11 protein-coding genes and 4 tRNA genes are annotated in these 15,816 nt (G+C 65.0%); 10 read left to right on the plus strand and 5 right to left on the minus strand.

The window, feature by feature from the left end; genetic code table 11:
• The first annotated feature begins 139 nt into the window (after positions 1-139).
• The 4 genes from nrdR to RH857_RS10505 all read left to right on the plus strand — a co-directional run bounded on the left by nrdR (position 140) and on the right by RH857_RS10505 (position 8,088).
• A complete protein-coding gene (gene nrdR / locus RH857_RS10490) occupies positions 140-640 on the plus strand; it encodes a transcriptional regulator NrdR (protein ID WP_310537926.1) in 501 nt (166 codons plus the stop codon).
• 242 nt (positions 641-882) lie between these two features.
• Complete coding sequence (locus RH857_RS10495) at positions 883-3,783, plus strand: LuxR C-terminal-related transcriptional regulator (protein ID WP_310537927.1); 2,901 nt, start codon at positions 883-885, stop codon at positions 3,781-3,783.
• A gap of 244 nt (positions 3,784-4,027) precedes the next feature.
• A complete protein-coding gene (locus tag RH857_RS10500; RefSeq protein WP_310537928.1) occupies positions 4,028-6,490 on the plus strand; it encodes a glycosyltransferase family 2 protein in 2,463 nt (820 codons plus the stop codon).
• On the plus strand, positions 6,487-8,088 hold the full coding sequence (locus RH857_RS10505) for a chitinase (RefSeq protein WP_310537929.1): 1,602 nt from the start codon (positions 6,487-6,489) through the stop codon (positions 8,086-8,088). The genes RH857_RS10500 and RH857_RS10505 overlap by 4 nt, the downstream gene beginning before the upstream one ends.
• Positions 8,089-8,119: 31 nt before the next feature.
• Here the strand turns inward: RH857_RS10505 and rpe are convergent, their stop codons facing one another.
• The 4 genes from rpe to def all read right to left on the minus strand — a co-directional run bounded on the left by rpe (position 8,120) and on the right by def (position 11,938).
• Complete coding sequence (gene rpe, locus RH857_RS10510) at positions 8,120-8,803, minus strand: ribulose-phosphate 3-epimerase (protein WP_310537930.1); 684 nt, start codon at positions 8,801-8,803, stop codon at positions 8,120-8,122.
• Positions 8,804-8,865: 62 nt separating this feature from the next.
• Positions 8,866-10,419, minus strand: a complete 1,554-nt coding sequence (locus RH857_RS10515; RefSeq protein ID WP_310537931.1) for an RsmB/NOP family class I SAM-dependent RNA methyltransferase — start codon at positions 10,417-10,419, stop codon at positions 8,866-8,868.
• The gene (gene fmt, locus RH857_RS10520; protein WP_310537932.1) at positions 10,416-11,393 is read right to left on the minus strand and encodes a methionyl-tRNA formyltransferase; all 978 of its coding nucleotides are present in this window, start codon (positions 11,391-11,393) and stop codon (positions 10,416-10,418) included. Before fmt ends, RH857_RS10515 begins: the two co-directional genes overlap by 4 nt.
• Complete coding sequence (gene def / locus RH857_RS10525; protein WP_310537933.1) at positions 11,390-11,938, minus strand: peptide deformylase; 549 nt, start codon at positions 11,936-11,938, stop codon at positions 11,390-11,392. The genes fmt and def overlap by 4 nt, the downstream gene beginning before the upstream one ends.
• A 504-nt stretch (positions 11,939-12,442) precedes the next feature.
• Between def and RH857_RS10530 the strand changes: the two genes are divergently transcribed.
• Both RH857_RS10530 and RH857_RS10535 read left to right on the plus strand, forming a co-directional pair.
• Complete coding sequence (locus RH857_RS10530; RefSeq protein WP_310537934.1) at positions 12,443-13,099, plus strand: DUF6318 family protein; 657 nt, start codon at positions 12,443-12,445, stop codon at positions 13,097-13,099.
• Between the two features lie 323 nt (positions 13,100-13,422).
• Entirely contained in the window at positions 13,423-14,265 is an 843-nt protein-coding gene (locus tag RH857_RS10535) for a PKD domain-containing protein (protein WP_310537935.1), read from the plus strand.
• A gap of 17 nt (positions 14,266-14,282) precedes the next feature.
• Here the strand turns inward: RH857_RS10535 and RH857_RS10540 are convergent, their stop codons facing one another.
• On the minus strand, positions 14,283-15,143 hold the full coding sequence (locus tag RH857_RS10540) for a cytochrome (protein ID WP_310537936.1): 861 nt from the start codon (positions 15,141-15,143) through the stop codon (positions 14,283-14,285).
• A gap of 140 nt (positions 15,144-15,283) precedes the next feature.
• Between RH857_RS10540 and RH857_RS10545 the strand changes: the two genes are divergently transcribed.
• The 4 genes from RH857_RS10545 to RH857_RS10560 all read left to right on the plus strand — a co-directional run bounded on the left by RH857_RS10545 (position 15,284) and on the right by RH857_RS10560 (position 15,679).
• A tRNA-Gly gene (locus RH857_RS10545) sits at positions 15,284-15,357 on the plus strand.
• A 36-nt stretch (positions 15,358-15,393) separates the two neighbouring features.
• A tRNA-Cys gene (locus tag RH857_RS10550) sits at positions 15,394-15,464 on the plus strand.
• A gap of 42 nt (positions 15,465-15,506) precedes the next feature.
• Positions 15,507-15,578: transfer RNA gene (locus RH857_RS10555), tRNA-Val, on the plus strand.
• Positions 15,579-15,605: 27 nt separating this feature from the next.
• Positions 15,606-15,679: transfer RNA gene (locus RH857_RS10560), tRNA-Gly, on the plus strand.
• Positions 15,680-15,816 lie beyond the last annotated feature (137 nt).

Below are 15,816 nucleotides of genomic sequence, written 5' to 3' on the forward strand. Positions count from 1 at the left end.
GCCGGGCCCAGGACTCGGCGCAACCCCTGGGGCGTTCCCGGCGACAGCAGTAGAGCGCTCCACCACCAGATATTGTGCCCAGCCGCTTTGGGGGCACGATATGTAGTGGGTATCCTGGTGCTCAGGGAGAGGAGGCCCTATGTACTGTCCATACTGCCGCCATGACTCATCGCGCGTGGTGGATTCGCGCACCCTTGAGGACGGCTCGGGAATCAGGCGACGCCGCCAGTGCCCAGTCTGCTCCAAGCGCTTCACCACCGTGGAGACCACCTCGCTGAGCGTTATCAAGCGCTCCGGCGCTGCCGAGCCATTCGACCGTTCCAAGGTCATCAATGGTGTACGCAAGGCCTGCCAGGGGCGCCCCGTGTCCAACGATGACCTCGCTGTGCTGGCCCAGGAGGTTGAGGAGACCATTCGTGCCTCCGGCAACGCCGAGGTGGACGCCAACGACGTCGGGCTGGCCATCCTCGGCCCGCTGAAGAAGCTCGACGTAGTCGCCTACATGCGTTTCGCCTCCGTGTACCGGGGCTTCGAGAACCTCGAAGACTTTGAGAAGGCCATTGAGGAGCTTCGCCGCGAGGAGCTTGAACCAGCCGGTTCCAGTCCGACCGTGGTCCAGCCGCGCTTCGGTTTCCGCTGAGTCGACTGAACCGAGAGGCGCCGGTATGACAGGCGCAGGAATTATCGGTAGAGTATGAGCCATACCGGCGGCGGTCTCTTCAGGGGAAGGTTGAGACCGCCGCCGGTTTTTCTGTATCCGGGGCGGATCCGCGGTCTGACCGGCGGCAGTCCGTGCCTTTCATCGCGACGGCGTACATTTCACCTCCAGCTTTCGCTAAGGTGAGGTCGTTGGTATGACTGCCGTGCAGAGAGGATGTACCGATGTCGGTCACCACCGGGCATACCTTTGTCGGCCGCGCCGCCGAACTGGAGCGGATCGCCGAGGCTGTTTCCCGTGTGCGCCGCGGACATACCCAGTTCGTCGTCATTGAAGCCCCCGCCGGAGTGGGCAAGACCAGTCTGCTGCGTCAGGCACTTGAAGGTCTGGAGGACTGGCCTGAGTTCGGTGTGGTCCTGGACGAGCGGATGCGTGAGGTACCAGGGGGAGCGGCTCTGAACCTGCTCCAGGTTCCGGGAACTACCCTTGAGAACCTGGATCGCGTCCTGACTGTGCGGCTGCGGGACGCAGCTCGCCTCGACACCCCGGCGCTGGTGACCGTCCACGAGCTTCAGCACGTGGACGAACGCAGCGCCGAGCTTTTCTGGCAGGGGCTCAGCGTGCTGGATCAGGGGCCTGTGCTGGTCATCATGACCGTACGCCCCACCCAGCGGCCCGAGGTGCGCAGGCTCATCCGTCTGGCTCAGGCCAGCCCGCACGGAACCCATATTTCTCTGGATCCGCTGCCGGACTGGCAGATTATGGAGTACCTGGAGAGTCGCCTCCGGCTTCCCGTGGGGATGGCGGTGGCGCGGGCCGTCCGGCGTGCGACAGACGGGTATCCACGGCTCGTCGAATCCGTCGCGGACCGGCTGTGCGCTCGCCACCTCGGGAAGCGCGGACTCGACCATACGCTGCGCACGCTGTTCGCTGACCCGGAGACCACCGCATTTCTGAGGGACATCGCGGCCGCAGTGGAGACACCGGATGCCCAGACCCGCCAGGCTCTGTACGTCCTTGCCGCCGCAGGTCAGCCCCTCTCCAAGCATCAGATGGAGCAGGTGCTGGCCCAGGAGGTCGATGTGGCAGCGCTGATGGGCACTCACGTGGTGCGATGGGACGCTCCCACATTCGGCTACGCCATCGAGCATGTCACCGTGGCCCGAGGGCTGCGTGCGGAGCTCACCCGTGAGGCCGAGGCAGAGATCCACCGAGCCCTCATGGGAATCACCACAGGCTTCGACGCGCTGCGCCACGAGACCGCCGCCCTGATGCTGGACTCCGGAAACGACCATCGCGAACGTTTGCACGGGCAGCTGATGGAGGCTTCACAGACTGCCGCACACGCGGGAGACATCGAGCAGGCCTTTGAGCTGACGCACCTCGCCTCGACCGTGTGTGCGTCTGAGCGCACCCTGGCCCAGCTGGTCCAGCTCGGAGTCTCGGTCGGCCGGGCCAAGCAGCTGACAGAGTTCGCCGACGTGGTCGAGGCCCTGCCGCCAAGCCAAACCCGTGCCGGTCTCATGGCCCTGATCGCCCTGGAGCGGAACGAGCCGGACCAGGCGCTCTTCGAGCTGGAGAGGTACGTCTCGGCGCACTGGTCCCCAGAGGGCTTGGCGGTCTACGCCCACGCCGTCTCAGATACCAGTGCCCATATGGTGGTGCGCGGCTCGCCGCTGCAGTCCAACGAGCTGCTGCAGCGAACCCTGCGCCAGCTTGAATCCTGGGAGCAGCAGCTGCGCAATGAACGTGCAAAGCTCATCTCCCAGACCACGGGTGAAAAGCCTCCGGCGTACCAGCTCGGACACGTCACGAGTTTGAAGGCAATGATCCAGGTCTGGCATGTGGCCTGCCAGCAGAACCCAGCCGAGGCCGGCGCGATCATCCATGAAATCACGGCAGCCATCGACCGACTGGAGCAGTATCCGGGCACAGAGATCGTCCGGACAGCCCTGCGCAGCGTTCGCGGTGCCAGATTGCGCCAGCTGGGCGATATCCAGGCCGCCTATGAGGACCTGCTTCCAGCCGCCGTGACCAACGCCGCCCTGACGTCATACGCCATCCACGCCAAGGTGCAGCTGGCGCTCGTTCTCTTCTCCGCAGGGCTGTGGCACGAAGCGCAGGAGTACGCAGCCGCTGCGGCAGGACACACCCTGCTGCAGAACGAGGACACTACCTCGCTGATGGCCTACGCGGTGGCATGCCTGGTGCCCGCCGCTCGGGGAGACTGGGAGGCGGTGGCTGAGATCGTCGAGACTCTCGAGCGGCTGCCGCACCCAGGGCCGGTGGTCACAGGGCTGGTTACATGGGTCAAGGCCTGGGGAGCCTCCGCCACGGGGGACGCTGAGGCATCGGCTCAGCTGCTCACCACCATGCGCCATTCCTCTGAGGGATGGATCACTGTGGGCGTGGAGCCGGCCGGAATGCTTGCCCGTGAGCTGTTCTACGCGGGCATGCCGGAGATGCTCCGGGTCATCATGCGGTCCCTGGCCAGCGAGGTTCCTGCACGGGATGATGTCTCGCTCACCGCAGTCACCGGAACCCGAGCCTTCGAGGCGTGGAGCCGCGGCGAGGCGGAGGAGGCGATGACGCACTTTGAAGAGGTGGCGCGGTACTTCGACGCCGCACCCCCGCTCCGTCCCACCCAACTGACCGGAGAGGGCGGTGGACGGGGCCTCTACAGGGCGCTGCTGGGCCTCGATATGGCGGCGCTGGTGGCCCAGTACCCGGAACGACTAGATCGGTATCGCTCCAGCGTCTTGGAACACCTCGTCTGGTCTGCCACGGTCTTCCAGTCATGCCACGCCAAGACCTTGCTGGCCCGGTCTACCGAACTGCTGAACACCATACGGTCGCAGGCACGCAGCCTCGCCCCGGAGCGGACTTCGGACCGAGCGCTGCCCGCCCTGACGGCTCCGGTTCCGCAGGTCGTGCTGCCGGTGATGGAGCAGCTCTCCCCGCGGGAGCGGGAGATTGCTGTAGCAGTCTCTCGCGGCAGCACCAATCGCGAGGTTGCCGAAAACCTGGTGATCTCTGTGCGCACGGTGGAGTATCACGTTGCGAATATCCTCGCCAAGCTTGGGCTGCACTCCCGGCGCGAGCTGCGTCAGCTACTCCGCCAGTAGTCTCCTGCCCGGTGCCCGGTGCCCGGTGCCCGGTGCCCGGTGCCCGGTGTTCGCCACGTGGTTACCCGTGGTTTACCCCGTGGCAACCACGGGGTAAACCACGGGACTTCGTGAAATGAACTACTTGGTTCCACCTGTTTTCTTCAGTTTTGAATGATTTCCCCGGTGCTCGGTCCTAAGCTAACGCAGGTTCCCTCCCTTCTCTGCCCTGATGCAGCCTGCTCAGCCGTACCCGAGGACACCTATGCCTGCTACTGCCCGTCGCCGACAGATCGGCACTGAGCGCAGCTTCACACCTCTACCGGTGGAGCACCCGCGCCCCACCGCTCAGAGGATCGCCATGAGTCGACTGGCGATCCTTGCCACCCTGCTGTTCTGGGCGAGCTATGTCGTCACCACCGTGCTGCGCGAATTCATCGAGCACGGCGGGCACAACTTCCGCTTCCACATGGAGGCAGCGTCCTACGTGGTCGTGGTGACCATGTTGACGTTCTCCGCGTTGATGTACCTTCTGGCTCGCCACGGCGCGCTGCTTCGCTTCCGCGATCATCACCGTGCCACCCGAGTGGAGCTGGATGAGCACTTTACGGACACTGAGCCGCCGATGACGGTGCTGGTGCCCTCCTACGCGGAGGAGCCTGAGGTCGTCGCCCAGACCCTCTGGTCGGCGGCACTGCAGGAGTACCCCGAGCTTTCCGTCGTGCTGCTCATCGACGATGCACCGCACCCGACCGAGGATGAACTGCGCCAGAGACTGGAACGCACCCGGGCCGTTCCGGCGGCGATTCAAGCGCAGCTGGAGGTCCCTCGCGCCCGGATGGCTGAAGCGCTGGACGCCTTCGAGCAAGAGCTGGGTGAATGGCAGCAGACGGCGAAACGTCAGGCTGCCCGGTACCGCAGCACCTCGGTGCTCCCGGTGCCCAGCGAGTACGTCACGGAGGAACAGGTCGCGGTGCTGGCGGGCCACTACTACTGGGCCTCCCGCTGGCTGACCAGTCTGGCCGAGGCACAGCGGAACGAAGACCACGTGGACACATTCTTTACCGATCAGGTGCTGGGCGGGCTGGCCCGAGACCTGAGAACAGTCGCCGAGGCACTGCGGCTCGCGGTTGAGGCGGGGGAGCTGCCCCGGGCTCATCGGATGCGCCAGCTCTACCGCCGGCTGGAGCGCATCTTCACCGCCCGCCTCAGCAGCTTCGAGCGCAAGCACTATGTCTCACTCTCCCACGAGGCCAATAAAGCGATGAATCTCAATGCCTATCTGGGGCTGCTGGACGGGGCATACCGTCTGGTGCAGCGTCCCTGCGGCCGGGTGCTGGAGAAGATCGGCTCGGCTGAATCCGAGGAGGCGGGCGAGGCGGACCTGGTGGTCCCTGCGGCCGACTTCGTGCTGACGCTGGACGCAGATTCCCTGCTCCTGCCGGAGTACTGCCTGCGGTTGGTGCACCTGATGCAGAGTCCGGGCAATGAGCGGATCGCCGTCGCGCAGACCCCCTACTCATCATTCCGCGGAGCCGGCAGCAGGATCGAGCGACTTGCCGGGGCCACCACTGACATCCAGCATCTGCTGCACCAGGGGATGACGCACTTCGGCGCGACGTTCTGGGTGGGGGCCAATGCGGTCATCCGTACCGAGGCGCTGCGGGATATCGCAGAGACCTCGTGGGAGGACGGCTTCGAGGTCACCCGATTCGTGCAGGACCGGACGGTGATCGAGGACACGGAGTCCAGCATCGATCTGGGCACCCATGGGTGGTCATTGACCAACTACCCTGAGCGCCTGTCCTACAGCGCCACCCCACCGGACTTCGGGTCCCTGGTGGTCCAACGCAGGCGTTGGGCCAACGGTGGCCTACTCATCCTGCCCAAGTACTGGCGCCAGCTCCAGGCACGACGCCGAGCCGGGGAACAGATCCGTGCCGGCGAGGTGCTGCTGCGGGTCAACTACATGGCATCGATCGCGTGGGCTTCGGTGGGGCTGCTGTTCCTGCTGGCATATCCGTATGACAGCCGCCTGCTCAGCCCGCTCATCATCGCCGCGGCGGTGCCCTACTTCCTGACCATGGGCGCAGACCTGCGGCAGACCGGCTACAAGTTCAGCGATATCTTCCGGATCTACGGGTTCAATCTGATCCTGCTCCCGGTCAACCTGGCGGGGGTGCTGAAGTCCCTCCAGCAAGGCATGACAGGACAGAAGATCCCGTTCGCCCGCACACCCAAGGTGAAGAACAGGACCGCCTCACCGTGGCTGTACGTTCTCATCCCGGCCCTCATCGTGGTGTTCTCAATCTTCACCTTCTGGCGGGACTTCTCCCAGCAGAACTGGGGCAATGCGATCTACGCAAGCTTTAACGCGTTCTGGGCGAGCTGGGCGATCATCGCCTACATCGGGCTGCGTGCCTCGGTCGTGGACTTCGTCCTGGGTCTGTGGCAGATGCTGCACACCACCAGGCCACGCCGCCGTGATCGTCAGGCCGCCGCCCAGTCCACGGAGTCGAAGGATCGTCTTGAGACTGCTCCCGAGCTGGACTGGCGCCTTGTGCTGGAGGAAGGGCGGGTCGCCTACCGAGAGGCTTCGCAGCGGCCGCTCTCACCCTCGGTGCGCCGGCACCGTCCTGCCGCGGACCCTGCTCTGGCGAGTATCGGCTCCGCGGGTCCCGCGCGGCACACCAGAATCAGAACTGACGAGAAGGAGCTGGCAGCATGAGCGGTTCGGTTGCACCGCGGCTGTCCAAGATTCGAACGGTTCTCGCCCTCGTGGTTCTCGCGACCATCGTCGTGGGTACCGTTCTGGGAGTCCGGATGATGAGTGGGGCTGAGGCAGACGACGTCGGCGGTTCCTGGTACGCAGGGTACGTAGATGTCACTGCCGTGCCCCGCTACGCCTTCGAAGCCGGCGCACCACATCCCGAAGGACCCTCGGAGACGGGTGCTGAGGAAGCGCCCGCTGAGGTGCCCTCCCGGGCCGACGACGTCGTTCTCTCCTTCATCGTCGCTGAAGCTGAGGACACATGCGCACCCAGCTGGGGGACACACTATTCGCTTGACGCCGCGGGTTACGAGATGGACCTGGATCGCCGGATAGCGCGACTGCGGGAATCGGGCGGGGACATCGTCATCTCCTTCGGCGGGGCGATCAACACTGAGCTGGCCGTGGCCTGTGATTCCGTCGATGAGCTCATCGACGCCTATGGTCAGGTCATCGACCGGTATAGCATCACCACGATTGATCTCGACATTGAGGGCCCCGCGTTGCAGGATGCCGAGAGCATCCAGCGCCGGGCGGAGGCCGTTGCCGAGCTGCAGCACATGAGTCGTGAGCAACAGAAGCCTCTTGCGGTCTGGCTCACCCTGCCGGTGGTGCCCCAGGGCCTCAGCTCTGAGGGCGCTGAGGTCGTCGCAGCGATGCTGGAAGCCGGTGTTGACCTCGCGGGTGTCAACGTCATGACCATGAACTACGGGGAGGCCCGTGGCGACCTGCCCATGCTGGAGGCCTCGGTCGATTCTCTGCGGTCGCTGCACCGTCAGCTGGGCGCTCTCTACCGGCAGGCAGGCGTAGCCCTGAGCGACGATCAGCTGTGGCACAAGATCGGTGCCACTCCCATGATCGGGCAGAACGATGTGCCCGGCGAAATCTTCACTCTCGAGGATGCGCGGGGCCTCAACGAGTTCGCTCAGGAGCAGGGCCTGGGCCGGATGTCTATGTGGTCGCTGAACCGTGACATCACCTGCGGCCCTAACTACCCGAACACCGACCGAGTCTCCGACGCATGCAGCGGCGTTCAGCAGGATGGTGTCCGGTTCTCCGAACTGCTCGCCACGGGGTTCACCGGGAGGGCTGCTGGAGCCGCTGGGACGGTCACAGCTGAGGTGTCAGAGGAGACTACACCCGTCGTCGATGACCCGGAGACCAGCCCCTATCCGATTTGGAACGAAGAGGCGGCCTATCTGGAGGGCACCAAGGTGGTGTGGCGCGGCAGCGTCTACCAGGCCAAATGGTGGACCCGGGGGGATCTGCCCGATGACCCGGTGGTGAACCTGTGGGAGACCCCGTGGGACTTGATCGGGCCGGTGCTGCCCGGCGACCGGCCGATGCCGCGCCCCACCCTCCCTGAAGGAACGTACGACGAATGGTCAGGGGAGCAGACCTACGAACGGGGTGAGCGCGTCGTAGTCGAGGACATTCCGTACGAGGCCAAGTGGTGGACACAGGGAGAGAGCCCGGAGGCTGCTGCCGTGGACCCCGACGGATCCCCTTGGCGTCCCCTGACGATGGATGAGGTCGAGAAGATCCTCGAGCAGTGATCCGCCGCCCTCAGGGGAGGGCGGCGCTCCGCTACTGGGGTCGGACCTCAGGCGAGGTGGTGATCGCGGACTCCGCCAGCTGCCGCAGTGCCGTCACCGCGGCATCGGGGTCCTCGGCGGAGTAGACCGCCGAACCCGCCACGAACGTGTCGGCCCCGGCCTCGGCCGCTCGGGCGATGGTCTCGGCGTTGATGCCGCCGTCTACCTGCACTGCGACCCGGCCTCCCAGGTCATTCACCGCGCGCCGGGCCGCAGCGATCTTCGCGAGCATGTCCTCCATGAAGGCCTGCCCCCCGAACCCGGGTTCTACGGTCATGATCAGCAGCATGTCCAGCTCGCCGAGCATGTTCAGGTGCGGTTCCAAGTCAGTGCCGGGCTTGATGGCCATGGCGGCCTTGGCCCCGTGCGAGCGCAGAGTCCGCGCCAGCTGCTGAGGTCGGGCTGCGGCCTCCACGTGGAAGGTCACCGACTCCGCCCCGACCTCGGCATAGCCCGGAGCCCACTTGTCGGCGTCGTCGATCATGAGATGGATGTCCAGGGGAAGGTCTGTAGCCTGGCGAATCGCACGGACCACGGGCAGGCCAATGGTCAGGTTCGGAACAAAGTGATTGTCCATCACGTCCACATGGACTGCGTCGGCGCTGGAGATACGCCCCAGCTCCTCTTTGAGATTGGCAAAATCGGCGCTGAGGATGCTCGGGTGAATCGCAGTCATCTCTGGTCCCTTTCGCGGGTCGGGCTCGTCATTGAGCTGTATTGAGGTTGAGCTGCAGGGGGTCAGTCGGTCTTCTGCAGCAGGGCGAAGAACATGGCGTCGGTGCCGTGAATGTGCGGCCACAGCTGCACACAGCGGGCAGCCGTGGGATCGGTGACCGCCGGGCGAGAGTTGATCAGCTCCGCGCCTTGGGGCAGGGCGACGTCGGCCATCACCTCGTGGGCGTCGAGAAGCTCAAGCTCCGGGCGTCGGCGCAGCAGATCCTGGACCTGGGCGACGGTCTCGGCCGGGTGCGGTGAACAGGTCACGTAGGCCAGGAACCCCTCGGGGGCGAGGACGTCAGCGGCGGTGTCGAGCAGCTGCTCCTGAAGGACCGTGAGCTCCGCGAGGTCCGAGGGGCGACGACGCCACCGGGACTCCGGACGCCGGCGCAGGGCTCCCAGGCCGGTGCAGGGCGCATCTACGATGATCCGGTCGTAGGGGCCGGGGGCGTCCTGGCCGATGGTGCGTCCATCACCGGTGCGCACGTTCCAGGCCCGCTCCGCCACAGGGGACAGGGCCTTGCGCACCAGCTCGGCGCGGTGAGGCGCGGGCTCGTTGGCGGTGAGAGTCACGTCGAATTCGGCGGCCAGTGCCGCCAGAAGGGAGGCCTTTCCGCCGGGTCCGGCGCACAGGTCCAACCACTTCTCGGCAGGCTGAACGGCGGGTTCGGCCAGCGCGCGAGCGATCCACTGGGACCCGATATCCTGCACACGCAACTGGCCCTCGCGGACGCCGTCAAGCCGGCCCACGTCTCCGCCGCGGAAGACTGCGGCACCGTCGATCAGCTGGCTGGGCACGGCGCCGTGTTCCACTGCGGCGGCGAGATGCTTCTGCCCGGCCTCCTCCGCCATTCCCGGGAGGCCTACGAGGTGAATTTCGGGGGCAGCGTTATCGGCCGCCAGGAGGTCTGCCAGGTCGTCCCCGCGTCCATGCAGCCGCAGGGCCTGCTTCAGGGCGCGTACCACCCAGGCCGGATGTGCGTGCCGCAGTGCCACGGCCTCTTCCTCGGACTGGCCCTGGGTGAGCTCGGTGATCCACTCATCGAAGGTCTTCTCGCTGAGACGGCGCAGTACCGCATTGACCAGGCCTCCGGGGCCGGCACCGATCTGGTCCCGCACCAGCCCCACGGTCTCGTTGACGGCGGCGTGGGTGTTCACGCGCATGGCGAGCAGCTGGTGCGCTCCCAGACGCAGGGCGTCGAGAACGGAGGGATCCAGAGCGCTGAGCTCGCGATCCACGCACTGGGCCAGGAGCTGGTCGTAGGTGCCGTGGGCACGCAGGGTGCCGTAGGTCAGCTCCGTGGCGAAGCCGGCGTCGCGCTTGTCCAGCTTGGCACGCCGGATCTCGGCGGGCAGCACCAGGTTGGCGTAGGCGTCGTCCCGGGAGACAGCGCGCAGGACTCGGAAGGCGGTCAGGCGTGCCGGGTCTGCGCTGCGACGACGCTGAGAGGGTGCGGCCTTGCTGAACTGGCGCGGCTGCCCGGAGCGGTTCTGTCCCCGGGAGCGCTGGCGGCCCTTGTGGTTGCGGCGCTCGCCGCCCTGGCCTGTCCCGGGGTTGTTGCGGTGTTCGGTCACGGGGTGCCTCCCAGGCGTACATCGCGGCTCAGGCCGCGCTGCCAGTCGGCAGCGTTCATCATCTGCTTACCGGCCGGCTGGACCTGGGTCAGCACCACGCCGCGGCGGTCGCCGGCGGCCAGGACCACAAGCGTGGATTTCTCATCTCGGTCGGAGTCGAGGAGGAGGACCTGCCCGGGTTCGGCGTCGTCGGGCAGGTCCTGCTCATAGGCGCGGGCCACGCCGAGCTTGATGCGGTTCTCTCCGTTGAAGGTCCACGCCCCTGGTTCAGGAATGGTGGCGTTGATGCGGTGTACCAGTTCCTGTGCGGGGCGGTTCGGATCGATGAAGGCATCCTCGCGTGTGAGCTTGGGCGCGAAGCTCGGTACTCCAGACTGCGGGGTGGGGGTGGAGTCCCCGTTCAGTAGTTGGGGAATCAGGCGGTCCAGCAAGCGGGTGCCGAGGTCTGTCAGCTCGGTCAGCACGGTGCCGGCGGAGGTCAGCTCCGGGATCCGGTACTCGGCGCTGGCATGGACCGGTCCGGTGTCCATACCGGCCTCAAGCTGGAAAATGGTGGCCGCCGTCGTGGTCTCCCCGTTGAGCATGGCGTGCTGAACGGGGGCGGCGCCGCGGTAGTGGGGGAGAGCGGAGTAGTGCAGGTTGACCCACCCGCGCTCCGGAACGTCCAGGGCGTGCTGGGGCAGAAGGGCGCCGTAGGCGACGACGACGCCCAGCGCGGGTGAATACTCGGACAGTGTGCGAGTGGTCTCTTCGGTGACCTTGGCGGTCTTGATGACGGGAAGCCCTGCGTCTTCGGCGACCTGAGCTACGGGGGAGGGTGTGAGGGTGCGCTTGCGTCCCACGGGAGCATCGGGGCGAGTTAGCACCGCGGCGATGTGCTGTCCGGACTCGAGCAGTCCTTGGAGGCACTGGGCGGCGATCGGCGGAGTCCCGGCGAAGATCAGGGGTGCGGCGGGCGGGGCGAGTTCACTCATCGGGCGGCCTCCTGGGCTCGAAGTGCACGGTAGGCGGTCTTTTTGTCGTCACCGGTGAGGCGGTCGATGAAGAGCTTGCCGTCGAGGTGATCCACTTCGTGCTGGAAACAGGCAGCGAGCAGACCGGTGGCCTCGACGTCCACGGGTTCGCCGTGCTCGTTGGTGCCGGTCAGCCGCGCCCGCTGAGGACGGGCGACAGGACCGTAGATCTCTTTAATGGAGAGGCAGCCCTCGCGCAGGAGATTCTCTCCCTCGGCGGGGCCGTCCTCCACCCTGCGCGGGGTGAAGGACGTCTCGCCAGAGAGCTCCAGCTGCGGGTTAATGACGGCGCCGCGCACCCCGTCAACGCTGTAGGTGAAGATCCGCAGTCCGACTCCGACCTGGGGCGCGGCCAGGCCGATGCCGCGGACCTCGTCCATGGTTTCGTACATGTCTGCGATGAGTTTGGTGATGCGGGGTTCCGGGGCTCCTCCCTCCAAGTCGACGGGGGCGGAGGGGGTGCGGAGGACCGGGTCACCGATCATGCGGATGCTCAGAACAGACATGGCCTTCATTCTCTCATCTGCCTCCGCTCATGTGCGCCGAGAGGGGGTCGCGATATCTTGCGGGGCCGCTGGTCGGGTGCGGTAGGTCCTCTTGGCCGGCAGTACGCCGCCCCGATCACGCGATCGTTTCACCGAGGGGACTTTTCAACGCCTCTCTGGAACATCTGCGGGTGTTTTCCGTTGCCCCACGCCTATGACCTGCAGTTTGTGATGTGTGGCGATCTGGCGAGGGCCTGCGGGCGGGCCTGAGGTTCTCCACAGATTCTTCTGAAGGTCTGGTGTTGGCTGTAACGGCCTGGTTAGGCTCGGGAACATCACACGCTCATCGGGGGATGGGGGTCGGTGTTCGAAGGTGAGCATCGTGAGTGACGAATGAACGGATTTTCTGTGGTGAGAACAGAGGCGCCCCAGTCTCGGTGGGGCACGATTCGACAGACGACAGCTGTGGCTGCGGCCGCAGTCCTTCTCAGCGCTTGCGGGAATGGCGATGAGGACTGCGAACCCATGGAGAGTGCCCCGCATCTTTGCGAGAACGGCACGCCTGTTGCCTCGGCTGATGAGGTCGGGCCTGTCGGCTCTGAGGAGACATCTCCTGCAGAAGCGCCCGATGACTCCGAGAGTGCCGATACGCCTGAGTCGGATCCCACGCCGGTTCCCGCCTCATCGGAAGGTCCAGCGCAGAATTGGCCCGCCCCTGAGCCGCCAGAGGAGATCTACGAACCGACAGAAGAAGGAGCCGAGGCTGCCCTCCGGCACTACTGGAAAGTTCATGACTACGCCCGAAATACCGGTGACGTGGAGCTCCTGGAGTCTCTGGGGACGGAAGATTGTATGGTTTGCGAAGCTTTCGAAACGGATCTCGTCGAGGCTTACGAGAACGGTTGGTTCGTTCAAGAGGACAGCGAAATTGTCGGTGTTTACGTACGCCTAGAGGAGGACGATATTGCCTCCGGACTTTTTCGCATCGTAGAGGGAGCCTTTGAGGGTTACTGGGCGGATGAACTCGTGGTGGAGAAGGGGGCGACTCCAGAGTCATCTTGGAGCGCAGTGCTGGTCTTTGATGACGGATGGCGTATCTCGGAGCTGCACTACCTCGGCGTATACGATCCGGAGGACGAGGAAATAAATCCGGGGGAAATCACTTCGGAGGACGAAAGATGATGAGGCGCTTCCTTCACGTCGTCGCCCTATTCGCTTTGATAGCTAGCGCAGTGGTGAATGGTTCCAGCCCTGTCGTTGCGGCTCAGGACCTACCTGATGGTTTTGGGGGCGAGCGGCGTGAGCGGGCGTTTGAAGTGTGGGTGCGCAATGGCGAGATAAATGCTGATGTCGGGGAAAGCTCAGAAGGAGGTCGAGGCGGTGGAAGCAACCAAATACAGCAACCGAATCCGTCGCCTGGTGACTCCGCTGGGGAGAACTTACCTCCCACGCAATCCTCGGACGGGGAGTCACCAGGGATTAACTGGCGCTCTGCCTTCTACTGCATGGAAGAGCAACGGATTAATCCTCTGTGCCAGGCGATGGTGCCGGTTCCGTGTGTGCTGTCCGCTGGCTTCGGCGGGGTCAATACCGGCAACGAGTCGCTTAACTACTTGAGTATGTGTGGTGCCGGAACGGGACTGATGTTCATTGAGCTTCCTTCCTCGGGTGATGGCCCTGGCCCGGAGCCCCCGGTGCTGCCTGCCGTCGACGAAGAGGAACCGGAAGCTTCTCTTCCTCCTGAACAGCTGGTCTACACGCAGGTCGTCGAGGAGTTCAGCCAGCTGCCTATCGACGGAGGCAGCGTGGAGTTCGAGGAAGCACTGCTGGGCTTCGGCTATGTCAACCGGCACACCAACGTCTATGCGGACGTCGAGAGTCAGGTTCTCCAGCGAGAGATGCTGGGATTCCAAGTCGAGATCAGGGCCGTTCCAGTCCGGTACACCTTTGACTACGGCGACGGAACCACGCGAACCACAACGACGACGGGCGCGGCGCTCGCCGGCGAGCAAGCGCTGACCGACACCCAAACCCCCACCAGTCACGTCTACACCGACACCGGGGTCTACACCGTCAGCCTTACCACGACGTTCAACGGTGAATTCCGAGTCACTGACTCCGACACGGGGACAACGTCAGGCTGGGTCGCAATCCCTGGCACCGCCACCGTCTCCGGGGCACCGGGCGACGCCGACATTTGGCGCTCATCGAGCCGATTAGTCTCCGGCCCCTGCCGCGGTCAGAGCCACTTCGGCTGCAACGGTCCCGTGGAGCTCGAAGAGGGCGACCAGCCGCCTGCAATCTTTGCCGATCAGTACGACCACAACGGCAACTGGGTGGGTCAGTAAAGTCAGCCAGTCAGCGGCTACCGCGGAGCCGAGACAGCCGGGGGAGGGCCGATGGGGCGCAGCGCTCGGCCCGCTTCCGTGACCACTCGGGAGTGCTCCCACACCTGACGCAGCGCCCAGAACTTGCGCCAGTGGGCCGGCAGAACCTCGGGGGAGGCCTGCACCGGTACAACCTCGGCCTCGGAGATGGCCACTGCCAGCAGCATTGCCTCGTCCTGATACGGCCAGGGCTGCCACGTGCCCTCTGCTGCGTCCACGAGCATTTCTTCGGCACGCATCCCAGCGACAAGCTGCATCACTACCGACTCGCTCAGCGGCTTGGCCCGGCCATCCCTTGTGAGGCCTTTGGTCTTGAAATCCAACAGGCAGATCCGTCCACCGACCTCTGCCACCAAATCCAAAGTCCCCGCATAGCCCACCGTGTGATTCCACACGGTGACCTCAGCCGCCAGGGGCGTGATGCCGTAGAGCTCCCACCATTCATCGAAGCGATCCGCGAAGCGCGTCTCGCCGTGCTCAGCAAGAACAGCGTGGGCGCCATCCGGGTCCGCATCGCTCCGCCCCAAGGCTGCTAGCGCTACCTGTTCGGCATAGGCGTGAACCCGGTCTCCCCGTGCAGCAGCCGCGTCGCGGAACCGTTCGGCCGCAGACGACGCGCTGCGCGCCAGTGTGCGCAGCTGCGCAGGAGACCCCACGGCGCCGGGCAGCCGTGAATCGTTGACCAGCTCTGTGGCTGCCATATGGCCGGCCCAGCCGGTCATGTCTTTAGCCTCCTGGCCGATCACTGTCGTGATGGAAGGAACTTCTGGGGCGGAGGACAGCGAGCGGGAGTACATGCGCCCGAATTCTGTGGCGTGTGCGAGGGTGGGATCAGTCATTTGTCCACAAGTCTGCCACGTGCCTCGGACACTGGGCAGACACGCTCTGAAAGGGTCCGATTGGACTCTCGCCGAAGATCTGCGTTAGAGTGTCATGTCGTCGAAACGCCCCGGCAAAACAGCTGAGGCAGGACGATAATGCGGATGTAGCTCAGCTGGCTAGAGCATCACCTTGCCATGGTGAGGGTCGCGAGTTCGAATCTCGTCATCCGCTCGCGGGACACGAACCCGACACCCGGAAACGGGACCCGGTGGGGTGGCCGAGTGGTGAGGCAGCGGCCTGCAAAGCCGTATACGCGGGTTCGATTCCCGTCCCCACCTCGCTTGTCAGAGGCTTGCCTCTGATGTGCAACAGTTGAATAGGCGCGATTGGCGCAGCGGTAGCGCGCTTCCCTGACACGGAAGAGGTCACTGGTTCGATCCCAGTATCGCGCACGGATCCACGGTAATATGTGGATTCATGCGGATGTAGCTCAGCTGGCTAGAGCATCACCTTGCCATGGTGAGGGTCGCGAGTTCGAATCTCGTCATCCGCTCTGGTGAAAAGGGAAGGCCCTCCACGAAAATCGTGGAGGGCCTTCCCTTTATGTGTTTCGGATATGTGCTCCGGGCCGGAGTCGGGTTATAGGCCATAAATGTGTTGCTGGTCCGGGCGTGTCCAGGGGATTCAGAA

Origin of the sequence: Nesterenkonia flava (assembly GCF_031432335.1) — a bacterium.
Taxonomy (GTDB): Bacteria; Actinomycetota; Actinomycetes; order Actinomycetales; family Micrococcaceae; genus Nesterenkonia; species Nesterenkonia flava.

Excerpts from the sequence above, each read along its gene's own strand:
- nrdR (WP_310537926.1), top strand. The coding sequence starts at position 140 with ATGTACTGTCCATACTGCCGCCATGACTCATCGCGCGTGGTGGATTCG.
- RH857_RS10495 (WP_310537927.1), top strand. The coding sequence starts at position 883 with ATGTCGGTCACCACCGGGCATACCTTTGTCGGCCGCGCCGCCGAACTG.
- RH857_RS10500 (WP_310537928.1), top strand. The coding sequence starts at position 4,028 with ATGCCTGCTACTGCCCGTCGCCGACAGATCGGCACTGAGCGCAGCTTC.
- RH857_RS10505 (WP_310537929.1), top strand. The coding sequence starts at position 6,487 with ATGAGCGGTTCGGTTGCACCGCGGCTGTCCAAGATTCGAACGGTTCTC.
- rpe (WP_310537930.1), bottom strand. The coding sequence starts at position 8,803 with ATGACTGCGATTCACCCGAGCATCCTCAGCGCCGATTTTGCCAATCTC.
- fmt (WP_310537932.1), bottom strand. The coding sequence starts at position 11,393 with ATGAGTGAACTCGCCCCGCCCGCCGCACCCCTGATCTTCGCCGGGACT.
- def (WP_310537933.1), bottom strand. The coding sequence starts at position 11,938 with ATGTCTGTTCTGAGCATCCGCATGATCGGTGACCCGGTCCTCCGCACC.
- RH857_RS10530 (WP_310537934.1), top strand. The coding sequence starts at position 12,443 with ATGGAGAGTGCCCCGCATCTTTGCGAGAACGGCACGCCTGTTGCCTCG.
- RH857_RS10535 (WP_310537935.1), top strand. The coding sequence starts at position 13,423 with ATGGAAGAGCAACGGATTAATCCTCTGTGCCAGGCGATGGTGCCGGTT.
- RH857_RS10540 (WP_310537936.1), bottom strand. The coding sequence starts at position 15,143 with ATGACTGATCCCACCCTCGCACACGCCACAGAATTCGGGCGCATGTAC.